This window comes from Spirosoma arboris (assembly GCF_009754945.1).
Taxonomy (GTDB): domain Bacteria; phylum Bacteroidota; class Bacteroidia; order Cytophagales; family Spirosomataceae; genus Spirosoma; species Spirosoma arboris.
In genome coordinates this window covers 138,289-157,773 of sequence record NZ_WPIN01000016.1, presented here as the reverse complement: position 1 = coordinate 157,773, position 19,485 = coordinate 138,289, and the positions used below count along the sequence as shown (strand labels likewise).

Annotated in this window: 17 protein-coding genes; 4 read left to right on the top strand and 13 right to left on the bottom strand. The window is 47.4% G+C overall.

All coding sequences use genetic code 11. From position 1 onward, the window contains the following. The first annotated feature begins 51 nt into the window (after window positions 1-51). Window positions 52-465 (top strand): DUF3859 domain-containing protein, encoded by a 414-nt coding sequence (locus GO755_RS31345; protein ID WP_157589381.1) that lies wholly within the window; start codon window positions 52-54, stop codon window positions 463-465. Window positions 466-583: 118 nt separating this feature from the next. Here the strand turns inward: GO755_RS31345 and GO755_RS31340 are convergent, their stop codons facing one another. From GO755_RS31340 to GO755_RS31330, 3 genes are all read right to left on the bottom strand, one after another. Continuing rightward, entirely contained in the window at window positions 584-1,015 is a 432-nt protein-coding gene (locus GO755_RS31340; protein WP_157589380.1) for a hypothetical protein, read from the bottom strand. Window positions 1,016-1,029: 14 nt separating this feature from the next. Beyond that, window positions 1,030-1,434: a VOC family protein gene (locus tag GO755_RS31335; RefSeq protein ID WP_157589379.1), complete on the bottom strand. Its 405-nt coding sequence runs from the start codon at window positions 1,432-1,434 to the stop codon at window positions 1,030-1,032. Window positions 1,435-1,580: 146 nt separating this feature from the next. Beyond that, window positions 1,581-2,321, bottom strand: coding sequence for a metallophosphoesterase family protein (locus GO755_RS31330; protein ID WP_157589378.1), 741 nt, complete (start codon window positions 2,319-2,321; stop codon window positions 1,581-1,583). A 312-nt stretch (window positions 2,322-2,633) separates the two neighbouring features. On the opposite strand from GO755_RS31330, the gene GO755_RS31325 reads away from it, so the two are divergent. Next, window positions 2,634-3,419, top strand: a complete 786-nt coding sequence (locus GO755_RS31325) for a glycosyltransferase family 2 protein (RefSeq protein WP_157589377.1) — start codon at window positions 2,634-2,636, stop codon at window positions 3,417-3,419. An 88-nt stretch (window positions 3,420-3,507) separates the two neighbouring features. On the opposite strand, the gene GO755_RS31320 is transcribed toward GO755_RS31325, so the two are convergent. The 9 genes from GO755_RS31320 to GO755_RS31280 form a co-directional block, all read right to left on the bottom strand. Then, a complete protein-coding gene (locus GO755_RS31320) occupies window positions 3,508-3,912 on the bottom strand; it encodes a VOC family protein (protein ID WP_157589376.1) in 405 nt (134 codons plus the stop codon). A gap of 96 nt (window positions 3,913-4,008) precedes the next feature. Further along, the gene (locus GO755_RS31315; protein WP_157589375.1) at window positions 4,009-4,860 is read right to left on the bottom strand and encodes a sugar phosphate isomerase/epimerase family protein; all 852 of its coding nucleotides are present in this window, start codon (window positions 4,858-4,860) and stop codon (window positions 4,009-4,011) included. A gap of 144 nt (window positions 4,861-5,004) precedes the next feature. Beyond that, the gene (locus tag GO755_RS31310; RefSeq protein WP_157589374.1) at window positions 5,005-6,954 is read right to left on the bottom strand and encodes a response regulator; all 1,950 of its coding nucleotides are present in this window, start codon (window positions 6,952-6,954) and stop codon (window positions 5,005-5,007) included. Window positions 6,955-7,143: 189 nt separating this feature from the next. Continuing rightward, window positions 7,144-7,536 (bottom strand): T9SS type A sorting domain-containing protein, encoded by a 393-nt coding sequence (locus GO755_RS31305; RefSeq protein WP_157589373.1) that lies wholly within the window; start codon window positions 7,534-7,536, stop codon window positions 7,144-7,146. 127 nt (window positions 7,537-7,663) lie between these two features. Further along, on the bottom strand, window positions 7,664-8,530 hold the full coding sequence (locus tag GO755_RS31300; protein ID WP_157589372.1) for an alpha/beta fold hydrolase: 867 nt from the start codon (window positions 8,528-8,530) through the stop codon (window positions 7,664-7,666). Between the two features lie 307 nt (window positions 8,531-8,837). After that, the gene (locus GO755_RS31295) at window positions 8,838-12,263 is read right to left on the bottom strand and encodes an ATP-binding response regulator (protein WP_157589371.1); all 3,426 of its coding nucleotides are present in this window, start codon (window positions 12,261-12,263) and stop codon (window positions 8,838-8,840) included. A 1,135-nt stretch (window positions 12,264-13,398) separates the two neighbouring features. Further along, window positions 13,399-14,184 (bottom strand): hypothetical protein, encoded by a 786-nt coding sequence (locus tag GO755_RS31290; RefSeq protein ID WP_157589370.1) that lies wholly within the window; start codon window positions 14,182-14,184, stop codon window positions 13,399-13,401. 9 nt (window positions 14,185-14,193) lie between these two features. Continuing rightward, window positions 14,194-14,820 carry a recombinase family protein gene (locus GO755_RS31285; protein WP_157589369.1) on the bottom strand — a complete coding sequence of 209 codons (627 nt, stop codon included), beginning with the start codon at window positions 14,818-14,820 and terminating at the stop codon, window positions 14,194-14,196. A gap of 75 nt (window positions 14,821-14,895) precedes the next feature. Next, window positions 14,896-16,158, bottom strand: a complete 1,263-nt coding sequence (locus GO755_RS31280; RefSeq protein WP_157589368.1) for an aspartyl protease family protein — start codon at window positions 16,156-16,158, stop codon at window positions 14,896-14,898. A gap of 194 nt (window positions 16,159-16,352) precedes the next feature. On the opposite strand from GO755_RS31280, the gene GO755_RS31275 reads away from it, so the two are divergent. Together GO755_RS31275 and GO755_RS31270 are read left to right on the top strand one after the other, a co-directional pair. Further along, window positions 16,353-17,531, top strand: a complete 1,179-nt coding sequence (locus GO755_RS31275; RefSeq protein WP_157589367.1) for a sensor histidine kinase — start codon at window positions 16,353-16,355, stop codon at window positions 17,529-17,531. Next, a complete protein-coding gene (locus tag GO755_RS31270) occupies window positions 17,503-18,228 on the top strand; it encodes a LytR/AlgR family response regulator transcription factor (protein WP_157589366.1) in 726 nt (241 codons plus the stop codon). Before GO755_RS31275 ends, GO755_RS31270 begins: the two co-directional genes overlap by 29 nt. A gap of 13 nt (window positions 18,229-18,241) precedes the next feature. Here GO755_RS31270 and GO755_RS31265 read toward each other — a convergent pair whose 3' ends face one another. Then, entirely contained in the window at window positions 18,242-18,643 is a 402-nt protein-coding gene (locus GO755_RS31265) for a LytR/AlgR family response regulator transcription factor (protein WP_157589365.1), read from the bottom strand. Window positions 18,644-19,485 lie beyond the last annotated feature (842 nt).

The window sequence follows — 19,485 nt, the reverse complement described above, 5'->3', positions numbered from 1 at the left end:
TTCTTTTCAACAGCAGAGTGCCTGAACTAATCGTTATAGCTAATTCATACTATGGGTGCTCATGCTCGTTTGATCAATTATGGGATTTGCAAACCTATTATGGAGTCTGTTAATGAGTCCCCTGTTAGTCCTACGGGCTATTATTTTGGCGCGGACGACTTGATTTTTATTGAAAAAGTTGACAGAGTGAAGTTGAGAAAGGGCTTGGTTTTTGGTATTGCCTACAGCCTGGAGAGTAGCCAGGATGCCTTTTTATGCCGTGTTATACACCCCACGCTGGTAAATCCTGGTGAGGAAAAGGCATACAAAGAAACGATTGAGGAAAAGTATAATTCTGCTAATGGACTAAACTTTGATTATTACCGAATCGAACATGCATGGGAGATGATAGACGGAAAGTGGGTCTTTCAACTTGAGCAATCCGGTAAAGTCCTGCTTGAAAAATCGTTTGAACTTTATAATTAATTACCGTCTCGGTCAACCTATTCGTAGTATATAATCGCTCCAGGTTGACTACAATTGACTGATCATCAGTCAAATTTTACCCTTTTTAGGTTGATGCTGCATCCGCCAATTAGTTAAGTTATTTTAGCTCAATCAAAAGCATCTGATCGCCCTTTCCTTTAAGTACATAGCCGCCCGGTGCTTTTACAGTAAAATACTTCATTGGCTCACGGTCAATGGTTTGCATTTTTCCTTCTGCCTGTATTGTAATTGGACTATTCTGTATATAGAGTGAGTCTCCTACAAATTGCCAACTAAGTGGATTCTCCTTAGTGATCGTATTTCCTCTTTTTGCACGAAACGTGGCACTACCATCTTTGTGAAAGATGAGATAAAGATTTAAATCATTTCCGGTCTTACTGGCCTCTCCCTCTTCTCCAATAATAAATGTCTTATCGGATAGGCTGATTGCTCTGGACATCAATCCTGAGTTGGTCACTTTTTGGCCCAATGTTAAAAAAGGGGTAAAAACCAGCAGAACGAATAGGTAAACGGTTTGATCGATATACATCAGGAATAAAATCTCTACTCTGCTACTTTATTCTCCTCCCAATCATCATTGGGTTCCCAAAGCTCAATAATGTTGCCTTCTGGGTCAAGCACATGCACGAATTTTCCATAGTCATACTCCGCTATTTCATCAACAACGGTCACATTGCTTCTTTTCAATTCATCAACCAGCGCAGCAATATTTTCTACCCGGTAATTGATCATAAAAGGCTTTGTCGACGGATTGAAATAGTTCGTCGCATCGGGGAACGTACACCAGGCCGTAGATCCCTTTTTCGACGGATCATCAACCTGCCGCCATTCAAAGGTCGTCCCGTATTCGCCGGTAGTCAATCCCAGGTTTTGGGCATACCAGTCGTTCATGGCTTGCGGGTTATTGCATTTAAAAAATATGCCACCCAGTCCTGTTACTTTTTTCATAGTCGTCAATTCTAGTTAGTACTCATACAGATGAAGAGACAAAGGAATGACCCTCAGAACGTAACCTTTTTACGTTGAGAAGAATTAATGACGCTTTACCAGCCATTTAATTAAGCTGAATTGCCCGCGTGTTACAGGCGATTTCCTCATGGCGTTACACTATATTTCTGTACTAAGAAATCAGCGTAAAAATCTGGAATGGAACTAGCATAGATTTCCCCGGCAACGTAATCGACAGGGTAATCCACTTTAATGAGTTCGGGCTGGATGCCAGCTTCGCTGATCGTTATCACACAATAGGTGGCTTTACGGTCAGGCTCTTTACTTCGACCAACCGATCCGCAATTGACAAAAAGCACTTCCGACTGCTTTATGTAGGATTGATGGGTATGACCCATCAGGAGAGCATCTATCTTCCTGTCACCCAGCATCTCCAATAAAGCAGCCGCCGAGTACGATTCATGGATGTATTCATCATTGTTTCTCGGGCTGGCATGCACTAACAATATTCTTTTCAGGTGTCCACCCAATTTAAAGGCCAGTTCTAGCTGGAAGGGTAACTGAGCTAACCACTGCTTATTTTCGGGGGTTATAACGCGTTTAGAATAGTCGATGGCCAATATCCTGTTGGCGGTTTCAAGTTCGTCATGATGGGGTAAGGGGTAGATCGGGTAATCGAAGGCAATACGCTCATCATGGTTGCCCAGCAGACAAGGAATCTGTTTTTCCTTAAATAGCTCAATCACTTCATTGCCCCACGGAGCAAAATCGACCAAATCCCCAAGACAATAGCATAGATTAATATGTCGCTTTTCAATATCGCCTAGCACCGCTCTCAACGCGGGTAGGTTAGCATGGATATCACTAAAAACAGCTATTCTGATCATACTTCATTAACTAGGTCAACCATAAACTCTAGCCAAATCACGCAAATTTTCCTCATTCTTTTAATTCGTTGCTGGCTGGGATTCATGATCGATGGCAACGAATCTGAGTCAGACCCGCCTGAAGTTTTTGAGAATACGACCCGGAAGGGTAGGTAAAATGAGTAACGGTGATCTTGTCGCAAACTGCCCTGGCAAGGTGCTAGTTTTGAGCCACAACTAGTATCTTTATCGGTTCTTCAATTAGTATCTTTTTTGTCTGAAAAAGACTGGGTTTATACCGTATCCAAGTATTATACTGCCAATCTCGTCTATATGAATCTGTTTTTCAAAACTAAACAGTCCTCCGTTACCGTTATTCTAACCGTTTACAAACGCAACAACCTGAATGAACAGCTGAATGCCTTGCTAAATCAGACCCAACCGCCTGAAGCCATCTGGGTTCTGCATTACGAAAATTGGTTTCCTATCCACAAAAGAAGTGATAAAAAGACGAGTATTCGCTACTTTGATTGTGATGTTAATTTGAAATACTTCGGACGTTTTAGCCTGGCAATACACGCTACGACTACCTATGTCTGGGTCCTTGATGACGACATTATTCCATCCGCTACCTGGATTGAAACGTGCCTCCAGGCCAGTGAGCAACACCACTCTATTGTGTGCAGCAACGGTCGAATTATTCCTCCTCAAGATTACCAGCCAGAAAAACCCAAAGGAAACGATTACCTGGAACGGTATTTTATTGGCGATATTCGTTCGTCAGCTACGTCCATCAATAGCTGTGTGGCGGATACACGGGTTGATTTCGGATGTTGCAGCTATTTTTTCAAAACCGAATGGGCCCGGCACTTCTGGGCAATCTGGCCCAAAACGTTCGCTACTGGAGAAGACATGCACTTGGCAGCGACCTGTAAACTACTGGGCGATGTGAATGTTGTCGTTCCCCGGCAAACGTCTTTGGCGAATAGCGGAAATATTAAACCTGATTATGGGGTGGATGAGGAAGCGTCCTGGAGAAAAAAGGATTTCATATCCAGTCGGGAAGAAGTGCTCCGATTTCTGATTAAGGATAAAAAATGGAAACCCATGCATTGGTAACGAATAAGTAGTAACGCAATAGCCCTCTTCACGAACCATGCCTGGCTACTCAATAGGTAGCATGGTCCGTGAAGAGGCTATAAGCAAGCTACTCATCAAACTTTTTAAGCGCTTCTGGCGTAACCGGCGTGAAGAAGTTAACCAAATTGCCGTCTGGGTCCCGGAACAGCAGCGAACGATTACCCCAGGGCATGGTAGTCGGCTTCTGAACAATGCTGTCACCCAGAACATCGGCTAGCCTTTGATAATCAGCGTCAACATCATCAACGCGGAATTCGATAATGGCCGATTGGTTAGCGGCTGGCCTGGCTACATGATCTCCTCCAAACAGTTGCAAGGTGCGTGTGCTGCCAATGGCTAAGGTAGCTGAGGGAGTGTGCAGTTCAGCGAAATCATCTGTATACTGCGTAACTGGCATGGCCGTAATTTGCTCGTAAAACCGAATAAGCGGTTGGATATCTGAGGTAATAATCCGAACGGAGGCAAAATTCATAGGGTATCTGAGTTTATTTTTGACTGACACAAAATAAAGCGCGCCCACTGACAGCCCTATGGCAGTAGCCATCTTACTTTTCTCCAACTATATGCATCAAACGTTCAGTTTTTTTACATTTTGAAAGCTAACGGCAATGGCTTCCAGCGGGGGTATTTTGCAAATATCCTGTTCGACGTAATAATGTTCGATACCCGCAATCTTATGGGCATCCATAATCCGTTGAAAATCGATTGAACCGGTACCCACTGGAGCGAATGAGCGCTCGGCAGTTTTTTCCATGTCCTTCAAGTGGACAATTGGGAAACGGCCAGGGTTTTGTTTGAACAGAGCTACCGGATCTTGCCCGGCTTTCGTGGCCCAGTATATATCTAATTCCAGTTTCACTAGTTTAGGGTCGGTTCCTTTTAGAAGTAGATCATACGGAATCTGGCCATCCAGCGGCTGAAATTCAAAATCGTGGTTGTGGTAGATAAATCGAAGTCCGGCTTTCTGGCAAACTTCTGCCGACCGATTAAATAGCTCGGTCAGCTTTTTATAATCATCGATGGTTTTACGTTCATCGGGCGCTAAATAGGCACAGCCTATGAACGATTGTCCGGCTTCTGCAGCCTGGTCGACGGCTTTTTGCCAGCCGGTCTTCATGCTGCTCGTCATGGCCAGCAGACTTGGTGCGCTCAGGCCCATTCCGCTCAGAAACGCTTTAAACTCTTTCGGGGTTTTGCCGTAATAGCTGCCCGTTTCTATTTCGGTGTAGCCAATGGCGGCCACTTTTTTCAGTGTGCCCTCAAGATCTTTCTCAATCTCATTCCGGACGGTGTAGAGTTCCAGACCGACATTTTTCAGCGGTTTGGCCGTGGCATCCAGTTTGCTCAGGAGCGGCAGCGTAAGCGCAAGAGCGCTCGTTTTCAGGAACTCGTTGCGAGAAATAGTATGTGGAAAAGACATAGAAGCAGGGTAGGATTAAGGGTTATAAAAGCCTGCTAACAAGAGCAGTTGTATCATACAAAAAAAATAATCCTACATTCTACTGGCTTGACCCACTGGAATGTAGCATTATTTTTAACACAGAAAGATTGACCCCCTGATTCATTACCCTTTGATAAACGCCGAAGGGGTTTGCTGATAAAACTCCCGAAAGACTTTGGTGAAGTAGGACGGCGAGTCGAAACCGACCAGGTAGGCTGTTTCGGAAGCACCGTGACCCGCCCGCAACAGATCAATGGCCTTGCGCAGCCGATACTGACGGATCAGCTCGATGGGCGACAACTGAGTCAGACTTTGTATCTTCAGGTACAGTGCTTTGCGACTTAAGGCAAGTTCTTCCGCCAACCACTCTACACTCAGCGTCGAGTCGTCCAGCCGTTGGTCGATCAGTCCATAGAACCGACGCAGGAACTGGTCGCCCACTGCCTGGAGCGAAGTAGAATCAGTAGGCTGGGCCAACTGGTGACGGTAATGATCCCGCAACCGCTGTTGACGATCTAACAGGTTTCGCAGTCGAAGCCTTAACTCCCCCAGGTGGAAAGGTTTGGTCAGGTACTCATCAGCCCCCACCGCCAGGCCTTTGAGTCGACTCGCTTCATCGGCGCTTGCCGTCAGAAGCACCGTGGGAATGTGGTCGGTGACAGGGTCGGCTTTGAGCCGCTCGATCAGTTCATAGCCATTCAACCGAGCCATCATCAAATCGGTAATAACAAGATCGGGCAATTCTTCTTTAGCCACCACCCAGCCCTGATAGCCGTTGGATGCCGTTCGTACTCGGTATAGGGTGGTTAGCTCCGCTACCATGTACTCCCGTAGCTCGGTATTTTCTTCCACAACCAGAATCAGCGGGGGAACATCTGGCCCCACCTCTACCGAATGACCGGATGGAAGCTGGGGCAAGGCAGGAGACTCGACCACCAGTGAGGGAGTCGCCTGCACCTGGGCCGGTTGACTGTCACCGATCCGATGGAGTGGCAGCTCGACACTAAACTCGGTACCCACCTCGACCTGACTTGAGACCTGTATGTGCCCACCCATCCGCTGCGTTAAGGCCTGGACAAGGGCAAGGCTGAGGCCCGTTGGGTCATTGGCCCGGATACGCTGATTATCACCCTGATAGTAGGGGTCAAATACATGGGGAAGCTTATGAGCCGTGATGCCAATACCCGTATCCTGCACGACCAGGCGAACGCCCTGGGTTGACTCGTACAGGGTTACAGTAACTGACCCGACTGACGTGAAGCGGATGGCATTGGTCAGCAGGTTATAGAGAATGGTTTCCCACTTTCCCGCATCAAATCGATAGTTGCCGGTCGGCAGGTCGGTGTGATAGCTCAAGATTAACCGTTTGATCTCTGCCGATGGGCGAAACAGATCGACGATCTGACCCAGAAAGTCCGGCAAGTCGCCCACCTCATGGACGTCCTCCAGGGGCTGGTCTTCGAGCTGATGGAGGTCCATCAACTGATTGATGAGCCGCAGTAATTGCTGGGCATTCCGGCGAATACTCAGTAGTCGCTCCTGTTGGGATGGAGGCAATGCTGCTTGTTCCAGGAGTTGGTCAACAGGGGTGAGGATCAACGATAAAGGCGCGCGCAGTTCGTGAGTCATATTGACAAAGAACCGTGTTTTCATGGCATTCAACGTTTTTAGCGCCTGGGCCTGTCGCAGCTGCTGGGCGTAGCGTTGGGCCTTGTCGATCGTGGCCTGAAGGTCAGCGAAATCGATTGGTTTGGTGATGAAGTCAAAGGCCCCCCGGTTCATAGCGGCCCGAATGATGCTCATATCGCCATAAGCGGTGACCATCACCGTAGGCACTTGAGGATGGCTGGTGGTAATGTGTTCCAGCAGGGTAAGCCCATCCATTCCGGGCATGTTGATGTCGGCCAGCACCAGGTCAATTTCGGGTTGCTCCTGTAGTAAACTCAGCGCTTGCGGGCCATTTTGTGCCACGACAACCTGATAAGTACCCGTCACGATCAGTTGTCGGAAGCGTTGCCGGAATAGTGCTTCCCAATCGGCTTCATCATCTACAAGAAGTATTTTCGTCGTCATCAAGCAGCAGGAGGTATCCTTTACTCCCGGTATAAGCGGTTCTGGGGCTAAGTTACGAACGAAGGGCTGATGAGTCTAGGGAATAGGGTACTTCGAAGCTCGCCCTAAACCAATAACCGATCAAAGTGGCTACCTGATCGGTTATTGGTTTAGGGCGAGCCTATCGGGAACTGTTGGAGCAAACGGCCTTTAGTTGATGGCCACCTGTCTATTGGTATCCACAGGTTTCTGGGTTTCCAGCGTTACCGTGTGTTGGGCGATATCCTTGCCATCGGTGATGGTCAATTGATAAGCACCGTCGGGCAAATCACTCACATCGAGTCGTAAGCGAACAGAGGTTTGTTGCTTGCCTACCCGTTGGACAAAGAACATGCGCCCCTCGGTATTGGTCAGGCGAACGTACAGAGTATGGCCAGCTTGTTTATCGAGGGCAATCTGAAGTTTTCCGGCTTGGTTGGTATAGATACCGCTCTGGAAGGCAGCAGTGGGCTGAGGGTCGCTGGCCGAGTGCGCCAGGGAAGCGTATCCAGTAGTGAGCATCAGGGCAATAGCAACGAACAGAGGTTTGATGAGCGTTTTCATGGGACTTTAGCGTTTGTTTGAGTTTTCCGTTTTGGATAGGTCAAAGGTCGGCTGAGTGAAGAAAACGCATTAGCTCAAATGAGTCAATTACTAGCACTTTTGAGATTTAGTAGCTAATCGGTCGTAGTTAGTGAGCCGTTAAAAATTTGACAATTGCGTCATCTGCTTTTTGGGATGAGTTTTGAAGCAGAAAATGCGTGCCATATTCCTTTTCTGAGAAGCGAATCCAGGTACTGTTTTTTATGGTACGTTTCATCCATTCATTGCTTTCTACGGTCGTTGCATGCGATATGTCTCCGCTAAGCATGAGTACTGGAACCGTGATACGGGGAAACACATCGCGCCAATCCTGATTAATATGATCCCGTAAAAGGGGGACTAAAAACGCATAGTGTTTTGGGGGTTCCGGAATTCCAGCCAGTTGTTTACTGACTGCCTCGTTCGCAATAAATTTCCCACGAGTGAAATACGTCCCGAACTTACTTCCTTTTCCCCCGTTGTCCGTAAAGGAATTGACCAAATCCCAAACGTCCATCGGATTGCCAGCATAGGTCAATATTTCCTCTTTAGAGTCTCTGGGATTGGCTAATAATGCCGGAGCTTCGTCAACGAAAATCAGTTTTTCAACCGTGTTTTCGCCAAACAGTTCTAAGTAATCCCAGAGTACGCTGCTGCCCATTGAAAATCCCATAAAATTGGCTTTTTTGATACTCAGTGCAGTAACAAATTCATGTACATCGGCAGACAAACGGGAAATCCTTGCCCCGTATGTAGGGGCGTCTGAATACCCATGACCGCGCAACTCCAGAATATAGACCGAAAAATGTTCGCTTAAAGGCAACGCGTTCATAGCAAAATCTTTGGCTGTTCCGCTCCAACCATGAATCATGATAAGCGGCTGGCCCGTGCCTTTATGAATATAATGCAGTTTTACGCCATCCGCTGTGACAAAATAATGACTACTAAATCCGGCGAAATGGGAATTTTTTACCATTTCATTGGCTGGGTCATTTGCCTCTGTTGTTATTGCACTTTTTTTAATTCTCGATGCAGTTGAACACGAGGTTAGGGAGTTTATTACGAAGAGCCCTACGACAAAAAAAGTAACTGTTAATTTTATTATCACATTCATCTGTTCAGTTGGTTTCAAGAATTTGGCCAATGACAAAGGTGAGTAGTTTGGTGTACTATTGTCAAGTAGGCTCTGTTATTTCAGTAAATAACTGCACCGCCTTCTCCATGACCCCTTCAGCATGCATCCAGTCTACCATATAATTAATCCAGGGTGTTGGTCCACTATCCTATACTGGTAAGTATACGCTGAAGGTGGCGCCTTGACCTGGCTGACTACTGGCTGTAATAGCTCCACCATGATTAGCGACCACCTTTTCGCAAATGGCCAGACCGACTCCCGTGCCAGCATATTCGCTTTTCCCATGCAGACGCTGAAATACCTGAAAGATGCGATCCAGGTATTTTTCGTCAAATCCAACGCCGTTATCCGATACATCGATGCGGTAATACTGGTTGGCCAGGCGAGCGGGTTTTAGGGAAAGGGGCATATCGAGAACGTCGATCAGAGATGCCCGCAACCTAATGATGGGAGCACTACCCATTCGGCGAAATTTCAGGGCATTACTCAGTAGATTATCAAACAGTTGACTTAACTGGCTCGCATTCCCCATCACGGTTGGCAATGGCTCAACCTGAATTAGAGCATCCGTTTCACGAACAGAATCGGCCAGATCGGACAAAACCGTTTGGACAAGTTTTGACAGGGAAACGGGTGCTGCGGTTTCCTGACGGGTAGAAATGCGTGAATAGGCCAGGAGATCCCGGATCAGGGTGGACATTCGGCTGGCCGCCGTCTGCATCCGTTCCAGATGCTCAATCCCTTCGCCCAGCGGCTCGGCGTAGCGGTTTTTTAACAGATCACCAAACGACTGAATTTTACGCAGGGGCTCCTGTAAATCGTGTGAGGCAATGTAAGCGAACTGCTGCAGATTCTCATTAGAGCGCTGTAAATCATGAATCGAGAGTTGCAGTTGCTGCGTACGTTGTTGTACCTGCTCATCGAGCTCCTCTGACAGGTGTCGGTACCGTGCTTCGCTGGCGGTCAGGGCCTGGCTGGCCTTAACCAGTTCGGTGACTTCGGTACATACTTCCAGCACACCAACCAACTTAGTGCCCTCATAATAAGGGGTCAGGGCAATATTAAAGTAGCCCGTTTCCAACTGACCACCCCGTTGCAGGGGAACAGGAACCGACCAGCCCTGATCGGCAAGACCCGTTCGATAGACCTGCTCACATCGCTCGATAAAGGCTTGCCCCTGTAGTTCAGGCATAGCCTCCAGCAACGGTTTACCCAGTACATCTGCTTCTCGCTGAATCAGGTCCAGCATCGTTTGATTAATTAAGTCGATAACCAGGTTCTCGCCTTTAACCAGCAGCATAGCCACTGGCGCCTGCTGAACCAGATTGCGAAGGCGTAGCTCTTCCAGTCGGCGCGATTGGTTGAGGCTAATCTGGGTCCGGACTTTAGAGAGGAGTTCAGGCCCTGAAAAAGGCTTGACCAGGTAATCATCGGCGCCAGCTTCCAGTCCATCGATTCGAGCCTCCTGACCAGCGCGGGCCGAGAGGAAAATAAACGGAATCGACGCGGTCACCGGGCTTTGTTTGAGTCGCTGGAGCAATTGGTTGCCATCCATGCCGGGCATCATGATATCGCTCAGAATTAACTGGGGCGGATCGGTGGTTATCTGTCGGATCGCATCGGCTCCATTTAAGGCAGTTTGTACGTTAAAGTAAGGCGTTAGCAAGCGGCTCAGATAGTCCCGCATGTCGGCATTATCATCCACCACCAAAATGCGCCCGGTTGGCGCTAACATTTCCTCTAGTGCGCGCTCGTCAGCCCGGTCTGCCGGTTTTTCCACGGCAAGCATCGTATGAGCTTCCTTCAGGAAGGAATCGGTTAAGCGACTTACTGTCCGCTCATGATCCTCTTCCCCGATTTGACTGGCAGGCAGGTGAGCTTTCCCAATCGGTATACTCACCTTAAAGGTGCTGCCTTCGCCTTCAACACTACTCACCGAAATCGTCCCTCCATGCAGTCGTACCAGCTCGGCCACTAAGGAAAGGCCAATGCCACTGCCTTCATAGGTCCGTCCGCCCGCATTTTCCACCCGGTGAAACCGTTCAAACATATGGGGTAGTTCCCGCTCGGGTATACCAATGCCTGTATCTGAAACGCGCAGTACGGCCTGACCTCCCTCATCCCTTAAATCGACCTGAATCGATCCGTGCAGGGTGTACTTAAACGCATTGGATAACAGATTCAGTACAATCTTTTCCCACATTTCCGTGTCAACATATACCTCAGAGGGTAGCACCTGACAGGTTACGGTAAAGGTTAAACCCGCTCGCTCGATCAGCGAACGGAAACTGCTGGCCAGATCGGTCGTTAAGTCTACCAGTTCAACCGGTCGGTAGCGAGCCTGTACACGACCCGCTTCGATCCGACTGAAATCAAGGAGATTATTAACCAGCTTTAATAACCGTAAGGCATTGCGATGGGTAGCTTCCAGGGGCTCTTTATGAACAGGGGTCTGTAGGTCGGCATCCTGCAGAAGCTCTTCCAGCGGACCAAGCATCAATGTCAGCGGTGTGCGGAATTCATGGCTGATATTGCTAAAAAAAGCCGTTTTCGTGCGATCAATGGCTGCCAGTGCTTCGGCCCGCTGTTGCTCCTGCTGGTAGGCATACACATTCGAGAACGCAGTATTAATCGAATTGGCGAGTAAGGCGTAGAAGTTTAGATAGTCCTGGTCGAGTTCCCGGTACGGACTTACTCCTGCCAGCAGGAAACCGATAGGCTGCTCATTATTGGAACGTAAAATGGGTATTCGCACAGCCGTGTGGGGCGGCTCTGGATAAGGCCCGCTCCCTATCGAACCAAGGCGTTGATCAAGCTGGTCAATAGTCTGAATATCAGAAATGTTAGCTAGCCACTCTGTATTCGCTACATCCAGATTGTGCAGCTCCGTTGGTACAACCGCATCAGCCCATAAGCCCGCACTCTCCACTAGCCTGGCCTGTGACTGTTCGTCCAGTTCATAAAATAGTAAAAAGGGTAAATCAAGGGTGAAATCAGCCTGAGCCTGGACCAGACTTGTATAGATATCGGCATTGGTTTTGGCCTGACTGGTTAGGGCAGCTACATCGCGCAGAACCTGGGTTCGCCGGGCACTCAGCATCTTATCTGTTGTTTCGGTAATGGGGTGGAAGATGCCTCCAACCTGACCCGATTCATCCCGGATAGGTGCAAACGAGAAGGTCATAAAAGCCTCTTCCAGGTAGCCATATCGATCCAGAAACATGCGCTGGTCTTTAATATAGGTTCCTTCTCCCTGCTGACCCCGCGTGAATGCATCACCCACGACGGATAAGGCGGTTTCCCAGCAGATACGGAAATTTTGACCCATTGACTCCGGATGTTTCGCCCCGCAGATGGGCCGGTAACTATCATTATAAATCTGAATAGTTTCTGGACCCCAGGCAATCAAAATCGGAAATGTAGAAGACAAACACAAGCTAACAGAAGTACGAAGGCTCTGAGGCCAGTCCGCAATTGGTCCCAAAGCCGTCTTCGACCAGTCCATGGACCGAATGAGCGCCCCCATTTCTCCTCCTCCCGCTAAAAATTGCTCCGACGATTCGGACTTACTCATGGTTAATTGTGTAAATGAATAGGTTTTAAAACTACGCCTTTAAACTTAATCGCCCGTTGCATTTTCCGCTCACATGAGCAAATATACACCAAACTCGGCCTCGAGGGGAACAACTGATCGGCTACCAGACTATGGGGCGCTGGTAGAATTAAGGGGGGTAACCGGATGGTCGGAAAGGGGGCTTGCCTCCACCTGGGCGTTGGTTTCGGCAATGGCCAGGTGGAGGGAGCTATAAGAGGAATCTCCTAAAGTTGTCTGCCGAGATTGAACCCCGGTAGCCAACGAAACGATGTTCAGGCCAATAAGCCTGCGTATGGAATTTAAGAGCGGGCAATTATAGTAACAGCATCAACAGGCCATACCCATAAAGCAGGCAAATAATGACCACAAATAACCAGGTTAAGAAGTTTACTGGATCGAACGAAGTTGAACGTTGTAAGCGATTCATGGTTAGTTAAGGAGGGAATAGTAACAAATAAATCCATGAAAACAAGAACAGAACACTTTCTACTCACCTGGGTCAGACCGTAAACGTGCCTCAGTCTAAAAATTGTCTATCTGGTTGTAAATCACGCTGGGTGGCCGGCTACGACTCGACTACTCATAAAATCAATGCCCGGCTGAATAACCTGACAGGCAGTAGGGGAGAGTCTGGGTCGTCGACGAGTAGGCTCGATAAGTGAAAACGAACAGGCACGGTAGTGCCAACCACCAAACCCCGACCAAAGTGATCCGGTTGCACTAACTGGTAGAGTATAACAGTAACGCCCAGGGCCAAATCTGAAAATTTTAGGAACGAACCTCATGGATGTATGGGCTTACGGATGGAACAGCAGGGACACGACCCCCATAAAGAAAACAAGGCTAATGCCAAATACAACTGACCAGGTAAGCGTCCTGACAGGATCAAGCGAACTGAGGTAAATACGATTCATAACCACGTAATGAATGAGGAAAAACTAGTTAAGCATGGGTATGGATCAGGTTCACACAGGAGTACGATCTGTCGTGTTTTCTGATATAAGACAAAAAAAAGATTAAAAAGTCACATTTTATATAAAAAAGAAAAATATATTATACTTTATGGAAAAGAATTTATGGAATTGGTTTACAAAAAAATCGATAGCCTACTGCGCTAGAGTTGATTGGTAAACAGTCGGTTAAAAACGGGGCTGACTGGAAGGGAAAACGAAATGCCACCCATTGCCAGGGCAATGAACGCGCTAGTCCATTCTGTTTCTGTATGCAAATGGCCCACAACTCGGGGAGCGTGTAGCAGAACGACCCACAGGATAAACATGACACCCAGAAGCATAGCTACCAGCGAAACCTGTTTTTTCAACAGGATACTGACCGCTGCGGCTAAAAAGGCAAACCCGACAAAATACGCCCAAAACAGGTGAGCCGGAATCCAGGAGGGAATCAGCGTAGCCACATAAGGGCCATATAGCCAATGTTGAATCCCAAAGATCAGGAGCGATACCGCATACAGCAGGCAGCCGTACCAGATTAATCTATTAGGGGCGATACGGCTCCGATTTGTATCTATAGCGTCAGTCCAAAAATTACCGGCAAGTAGAAAGGCTCCTCCCGCCAGTGCAACAAGTTCGGTAAAAACAGTCCACTCGCCCCCGTTATATGGGTTCGCTATCAGTTTGGGCAGATGAACAGTCGCGTCGAGCAACAGAACTAATGACCCTGCCAGTAGGGCAGCCCAGCCAGGCTTTTTCTGGAAGATAATGCATAGTCCAGTCGCACTCAAAATAGCTCCCACACTATACACCAGAATTATCCGACCGGGTGTACCAACAGCGATGGGTAGTAAGGCAGTGGGGAAATTGCCCGTAACGAAGTGCTCAACTCCTAGAGCAAGAATAGCGATACCGTACAGAAACGGCCCTGATCTGAATAGTGTATACATAGTGGTTGATTAATAAAGTTGCCTAAACAAACAATCGTTGACTTTACGAACCGTGTTGATCGACACATGACACAAGCGAGCTGTTTTGCGTAGGCTAATCCCTGCTCTGAGATTAAGTACCACGGCGGGATACTTCGTTAAATAGGCAGGGCTTACTGGTTGTTGATCAGCGTCATGTTCGGTCGAGGACGGGCGATCTCGTTTTTTACAAATTGACAGGCGTTCACGGAGTTTAGAGAGTTCCATGTGGGTCAGTTCGTCCAGAACCATCACCAGTAATCTGGCCGCTGGTGAAAACTGCCCATTCACCAATGTGTCGATACGTAGATTATGGATGTAGATATTAACCCCCAGCGTCGTTAGTTCCGTAATTATGGATCGAATTTCGTCCGTTGAGCGTCCCAGCCGGGTTACTTCCCAGACTAGTACCTGTTGTACAGTCTGTTCACGAGACAATCGTAGTAATTGATTGAGTCCGTCTGATTCCCGAAGTGGATGGAGTTGACCGATCTTCTCCACGATTTCTGTCGTTATTTGAAGAGCCTGCCTTCGGGCCAGCATCCGTAGGTCATTCAGCTGCCGTGGGTAATCCCATTCCCTTTTGTAATACCGAACCAATATGACTCCCTGCTGCATACCTAACGTTTATGGGTCGTCATTCATCGGCATGGGCAGCCATTGGCAAGGAATGACGACTGAATGACAACGTATTTAAATGAGCCGTTTGAGCGTAAAGCGAACGGTTACCAACTGGCGGTTTCGTTGAACGATCAACCCAATCGACTTACCCTCGCCAGCCTGAAGTATTCGATAAATATCACTGATACTCAGGCTAATCACCGGTTTGTTGTCCACTACCAGTAATTCGTCTCCAGGCTGCAGTCCAGCTTGTTCTGCCGGAGAGCTCCGACTAACTTTATCGATAAAAAAGTTGTGTAGCTCTGCCCCCTTGGCCCGTAGCTCCAGACCACTCATGTCATGTTCGAAACCTTCCCGCATGAGTCGCTTAATGGGCTTGAAAACAATGTACCGATCGGGGTAATTGATTGTCACGAGAAATCGACGGAGTAACTCACACCCTATATTGCCCTGTCGGTCAGGCATTCCGGCTAGTTTTTTTCCGAAATCTGAACTGTCTGGAAAGGAGACGAGCATATTCGATAGCTGATAGCACCCGACATTGACCTTCTGAAACCGACCGATAGAGCCGGTTATAAGCCCGTTGAATCCAGAACCCAGGGGCACCCGTACGACTTTGGCGGGGAGTGGTAGCGTCATGCCCTGTTGAAACCGATTGAGTAGCAAGGCCTGGCCTGCTCCGGTGTCCAGCACCACCCGAAGAGGCTGAAACTGATTGCCATCAGAAATCGACAGCGCATCCAGGTACGCTTTCCGCTCCAGAATCATAAGCGGATAGCGGCCGCCTTTTCTTGGTCGGTAGTGGTACTGTTGAGGCTTCATCAGAATAAGCTCCCGACGCTGAAAATCAATGGTTACCACCAGGTCGGCAAATAACTCATAGCCGATCAGGCCATGGACGGATACGCCGGCATACTCCGATAACTTTAACAGGTCGTTGTCCAGAATAACCAGGTTATGATGTTCGGCCCGCAGGCAGCCTATACTCAGCGTATTGTTGATGGAAACCGACGCCGTTGCCGTGCTGCCTTCTCCCATACCCTTGAGCTTAATCTGACGGGTTAACGTAAGAGGGCGTTTTTCGAATACCGTACGATCGGTAATGATTGTATGGCCAACGCCGGTATCGACAATCAATCGTAAAGAGTCGGCACCATTCACACAGACTGATACGATGATCAAATTTGACTGAAACAGAAAAGGTATACGCGTCTGGACGCGTTTTCGGGTAAAGAAGAAACCATAGGTATCATCCTTGACTTTACGGGATAAATTGTCGGCCTGAACAGGCAGGCCAATACCCAGCAAAACCAGTAACACGATCAGGGTCTTCATCTTTATCGTACGATGACAGTAGTCGGGGCCGTATAGGTAGCCGATTCCCGAATCATCCGTTAAATCTTCGGGAATCGGCTGTGAAAACCAAGCGGATGCGATAGAGAGCAGACCTGTGTCGATGAACGCCCGTTTGGTCGCTACAGACGCCGTTAGTCGCTCTCCGGCCTATTTTTGTCCAGGCTGATCAACCGTTGGACATTACAGCCGGAGAGAAGAGCGTATTCGCCCGTCAGCTGTCAGATTTTTCGGTAATTTTGCTCGTTAACGCCAGGAAGATGCCTCATTTTCAGCCACTCAACTATCGGGAAGTTGCGATCCATGTGGTAGCCTGGCTAGGATATATTAACCTGCAGGTGCTGGCTGTTGATCAGTTCGAGCATCAATATATCGATCACCTGCTGATTGCCCTGTCTGAACTGCCCGCTCAATTACTATTCACCTATACCACGCTTTACTGGTTAATTCCAGCCTATCTGTTAACCCTACAGTATGGTAAATTCTGGCTGCTGACTGTACTGTTGCTGGCCGTTTGTGGGGTACTGTACTGGCAGGGGTATTATTATTTATTCCTGGCGCTGTTCGATCCGGGGCAACTTGATCAGGAAAATCCCTGGGATCTCCATCGCCTGATTCTTTCTGCTTTTTATATGCTCTGTACCAGTGGTTTATTAATTGCCTTCCATATGATCCGGTATGGATTCAGGCAACAACAACTGAATCAGCAGCTCGTGATTGCCAATCAGGCGGTTGAACTTAAGTCACTGAAAGACCAGATTAATCCGCATTTTTTGTTTAACACGCTCAACAACCTGTATGGACTGACCAGCAGTAATCCTGAAAAAGCGGGCGAGGTAGTTGTACGATTAGCGCAACTTATGCAGTACATGCTCTATGAAGGGAGTCTGGCAAAAGTGCCGCTTCGCAAAGAGATTGACTATTTGCAGAACTACCTGGCTTTAGAGCGAATCCGTTACGGGGAGGGGCTACAACTATCGTTTCAAATCAGTGGCGTAACTGACCAGCTCCTGATTGCGCCCCTGCTGTTGTTGCCGTTTGTCGAAAACGCGTTTAAGCATGGATTGAGCCGTCAACTGGGTGATGCGTGGCTTCAGATTCAGTTGACCGTAACCCATACGGAGTTGATCTTTAAAGTTGAAAATAGTAAGCCCGAATTCACTGGCCCGGCAACATCCCCAGGAATCGGTCTGCCAAACGTCGCCAAACGCCTGCAACTAATGTACCCCGATCGTCATCGGCTCCGGCAGTTAAATGGAGTGGATTCGTTTTTAAGTACGCTCACCATTGGGCTAACTCCTGCCGATTATTATCCAATAAAAGACCATGAAAATCAAGTGTTTACTAGTCGATGACGAGCCCATTGCGCTGGATATACTAGCGACCTATGTGCAGAAAATAGACGTATTGGAATTGGTGGGTCGATGTAGTTCTGCGGTGGAGGCTTTTACAATTTTGCAAAGCAAGCCGGTCGATCTGCTATTTCTGGATATTCAGATGCCCCAGCTCTCCGGGCTGGAGTTGCTCCGAACCCTGCCGAACCCTCCCAAAACCATCATTACATCCGCCCACCGCGAATATGCCCTGGAGGGTTATGAATTTGATGTGTTGGATTACCTGATTAAACCAATTCCTTTCGATCGGTTTATCAAGTCGGTGGGGAAGCTGCTGACCCACCGACTTGCCGTTCATTCTCCTACGGTACCATCTGAAGAAGAGCCGTTCATCTTTGTGCGGGAAGATCGAAAACTAGTGCGCATCGACCTGCGTGACATTATATCGCTGGAAAGCTTACGTGACTATGTGAAAATCAGGACAACTACGCAGGAGATTGTCACCCGCCAGTCGATCAGTTATTATGAAGAGCTCCTTCCTGCCGAACAGTTTATTCGGATTCACCGGTCGTTCCTGGTTGCTGTATCTAAAATCAAGGTAATTGCCGAAAGTCGCCTTGAAGTGCCTGGACAAACACTCCCAATTGGGCGAAATTATAAGTATCAGGTATTTGAGCAGTTACAAGTGAAACACCTTCTTCGCCCTCCTCAAGCCTAACTAACCAGACCAATCAGGCTACTTTAGGTTGGGCTAATAAATAGGTACTCCATTCGGGTTTAATCTGGTAAGAACCCGTATAGGCGTTCTTCGGTAAATCGATGCCTAATAGATCGACAACCGCGCTGATTCGTCGTCGGCCTATAGGAAGACGAGCCCCATTTCGCATGATTAAGTGCGCTACAATTGACGAAACCACAATACAACTATGAATATGCTGAGGATTGATAAGGTTGGCCTTGTGAATACGAATGAAATGAGGCCACCGATCATTGTACCATTTTAACGTTCGGCTGGATAAAATGGTCTTTCCATTGAGTAGGTGAACTGAGCAGTAATTAACATCCCCGGTTAAATAGAGGACTTGGGATGGGTCGAACTTATGCTGAAGTTGAGCGGCAGCTAATCGCTTCATAACATAAATGGCTAAAGTGGAGGATAAAATTTTTACAAAGGAATTTACAGAAAATTAAAGTGGACAACGTGTATAACGTATGAGCGTAAGTAAATAGAATGTTAGTATGGTAACTTATAAGACAAGTCTTTGATAATTAAGTTACCGTATACATAATATGGTAAATACCCGGATTGTATTGCGAATATAACTAACATTGGCGAATGACAAAGGTTTATTAATAAAAAATGAAACCCTTTATCGATTATATATACATACAGTTGTAATCTAAAGCGCACAAAGAGTTCAAAAAAATACTTAAAAATTTATATATAAATCTTTGTAGTTAACGAAAATAGCAATTTGGATTATAAAACTATACTGCTACAAAAGTTGGCAGGGTAAGCGTGTAGGCTTTTTTTGTCAGAACAACCAGTGCCAGATGATGAATAGTATGCGAGCCGCTACTAAAATTATTAATAGGGCACTATTGATCATAGCGAGTAATACAAGCCTTAGAAACACATGCAGCAGCGTTGTTCTTTTTAAGACCATAGTTCAGTAATAGGCTAATTGAACCCCAGTACGCACTAACTAGTAGTTTGGTTGCCTGGAAAGAAAAGTAACATGGTTCTATTACCTGAATGACACCCTCAGAAGGAATACAATGACCTTGAATCGAAACTGGCTGGTCATTAAGGGTATTAAGAGAAGAGTTGGTAAAACTTCTGTTTGCACGACTTACAGGCATACAATTTTACAGGCATGCTTTTAAGCCATTCAGGACGATGTAATTTAGAGAGATGAATATCTCCGCAGTTAGGACAACGTCGTTTAAGTGCAAACTTTTTACGTAAAGATAA

What these genes read in the sequence shown, in the direction of transcription:
- GO755_RS31345 (WP_157589381.1), top strand. Translation starts at nt 52, where the DNA reads ATGGGTGCTCATGCTCGTTTGATCAATTATGGGATTTGCAAACCTATT.
- GO755_RS31340 (WP_157589380.1), bottom strand. Translation starts at nt 1,015, where the DNA reads ATGTATATCGATCAAACCGTTTACCTATTCGTTCTGCTGGTTTTTACC.
- GO755_RS31335 (WP_157589379.1), bottom strand. Translation starts at nt 1,434, where the DNA reads ATGAAAAAAGTAACAGGACTGGGTGGCATATTTTTTAAATGCAATAAC.
- GO755_RS31330 (WP_157589378.1), bottom strand. Translation starts at nt 2,321, where the DNA reads ATGATCAGAATAGCTGTTTTTAGTGATATCCATGCTAACCTACCCGCG.
- GO755_RS31325 (WP_157589377.1), top strand. Translation starts at nt 2,634, where the DNA reads ATGAATCTGTTTTTCAAAACTAAACAGTCCTCCGTTACCGTTATTCTA.
- GO755_RS31320 (WP_157589376.1), bottom strand. Translation starts at nt 3,912, where the DNA reads ATGAATTTTGCCTCCGTTCGGATTATTACCTCAGATATCCAACCGCTT.
- GO755_RS31315 (WP_157589375.1), bottom strand. Translation starts at nt 4,860, where the DNA reads ATGTCTTTTCCACATACTATTTCTCGCAACGAGTTCCTGAAAACGAGC.
- GO755_RS31310 (WP_157589374.1), bottom strand. Translation starts at nt 6,954, where the DNA reads ATGACGACGAAAATACTTCTTGTAGATGATGAAGCCGATTGGGAAGCA.
- GO755_RS31305 (WP_157589373.1), bottom strand. Translation starts at nt 7,536, where the DNA reads ATGAAAACGCTCATCAAACCTCTGTTCGTTGCTATTGCCCTGATGCTC.
- GO755_RS31300 (WP_157589372.1), bottom strand. Translation starts at nt 8,530, where the DNA reads ATGGTAAAAAATTCCCATTTCGCCGGATTTAGTAGTCATTATTTTGTC.
- GO755_RS31295 (WP_157589371.1), bottom strand. Translation starts at nt 12,263, where the DNA reads ATGAGTAAGTCCGAATCGTCGGAGCAATTTTTAGCGGGAGGAGGAGAA.
- GO755_RS31290 (WP_157589370.1), bottom strand. Translation starts at nt 14,184, where the DNA reads ATGTATACACTATTCAGATCAGGGCCGTTTCTGTACGGTATCGCTATT.
- GO755_RS31285 (WP_157589369.1), bottom strand. Translation starts at nt 14,820, where the DNA reads ATGCAGCAGGGAGTCATATTGGTTCGGTATTACAAAAGGGAATGGGAT.
- GO755_RS31280 (WP_157589368.1), bottom strand. Translation starts at nt 16,158, where the DNA reads ATGAAGACCCTGATCGTGTTACTGGTTTTGCTGGGTATTGGCCTGCCT.
- GO755_RS31270 (WP_157589366.1), top strand. Translation starts at nt 17,503, where the DNA reads ATGAAAATCAAGTGTTTACTAGTCGATGACGAGCCCATTGCGCTGGAT.
- GO755_RS31265 (WP_157589365.1), bottom strand. Translation starts at nt 18,643, where the DNA reads ATGAAGCGATTAGCTGCCGCTCAACTTCAGCATAAGTTCGACCCATCC.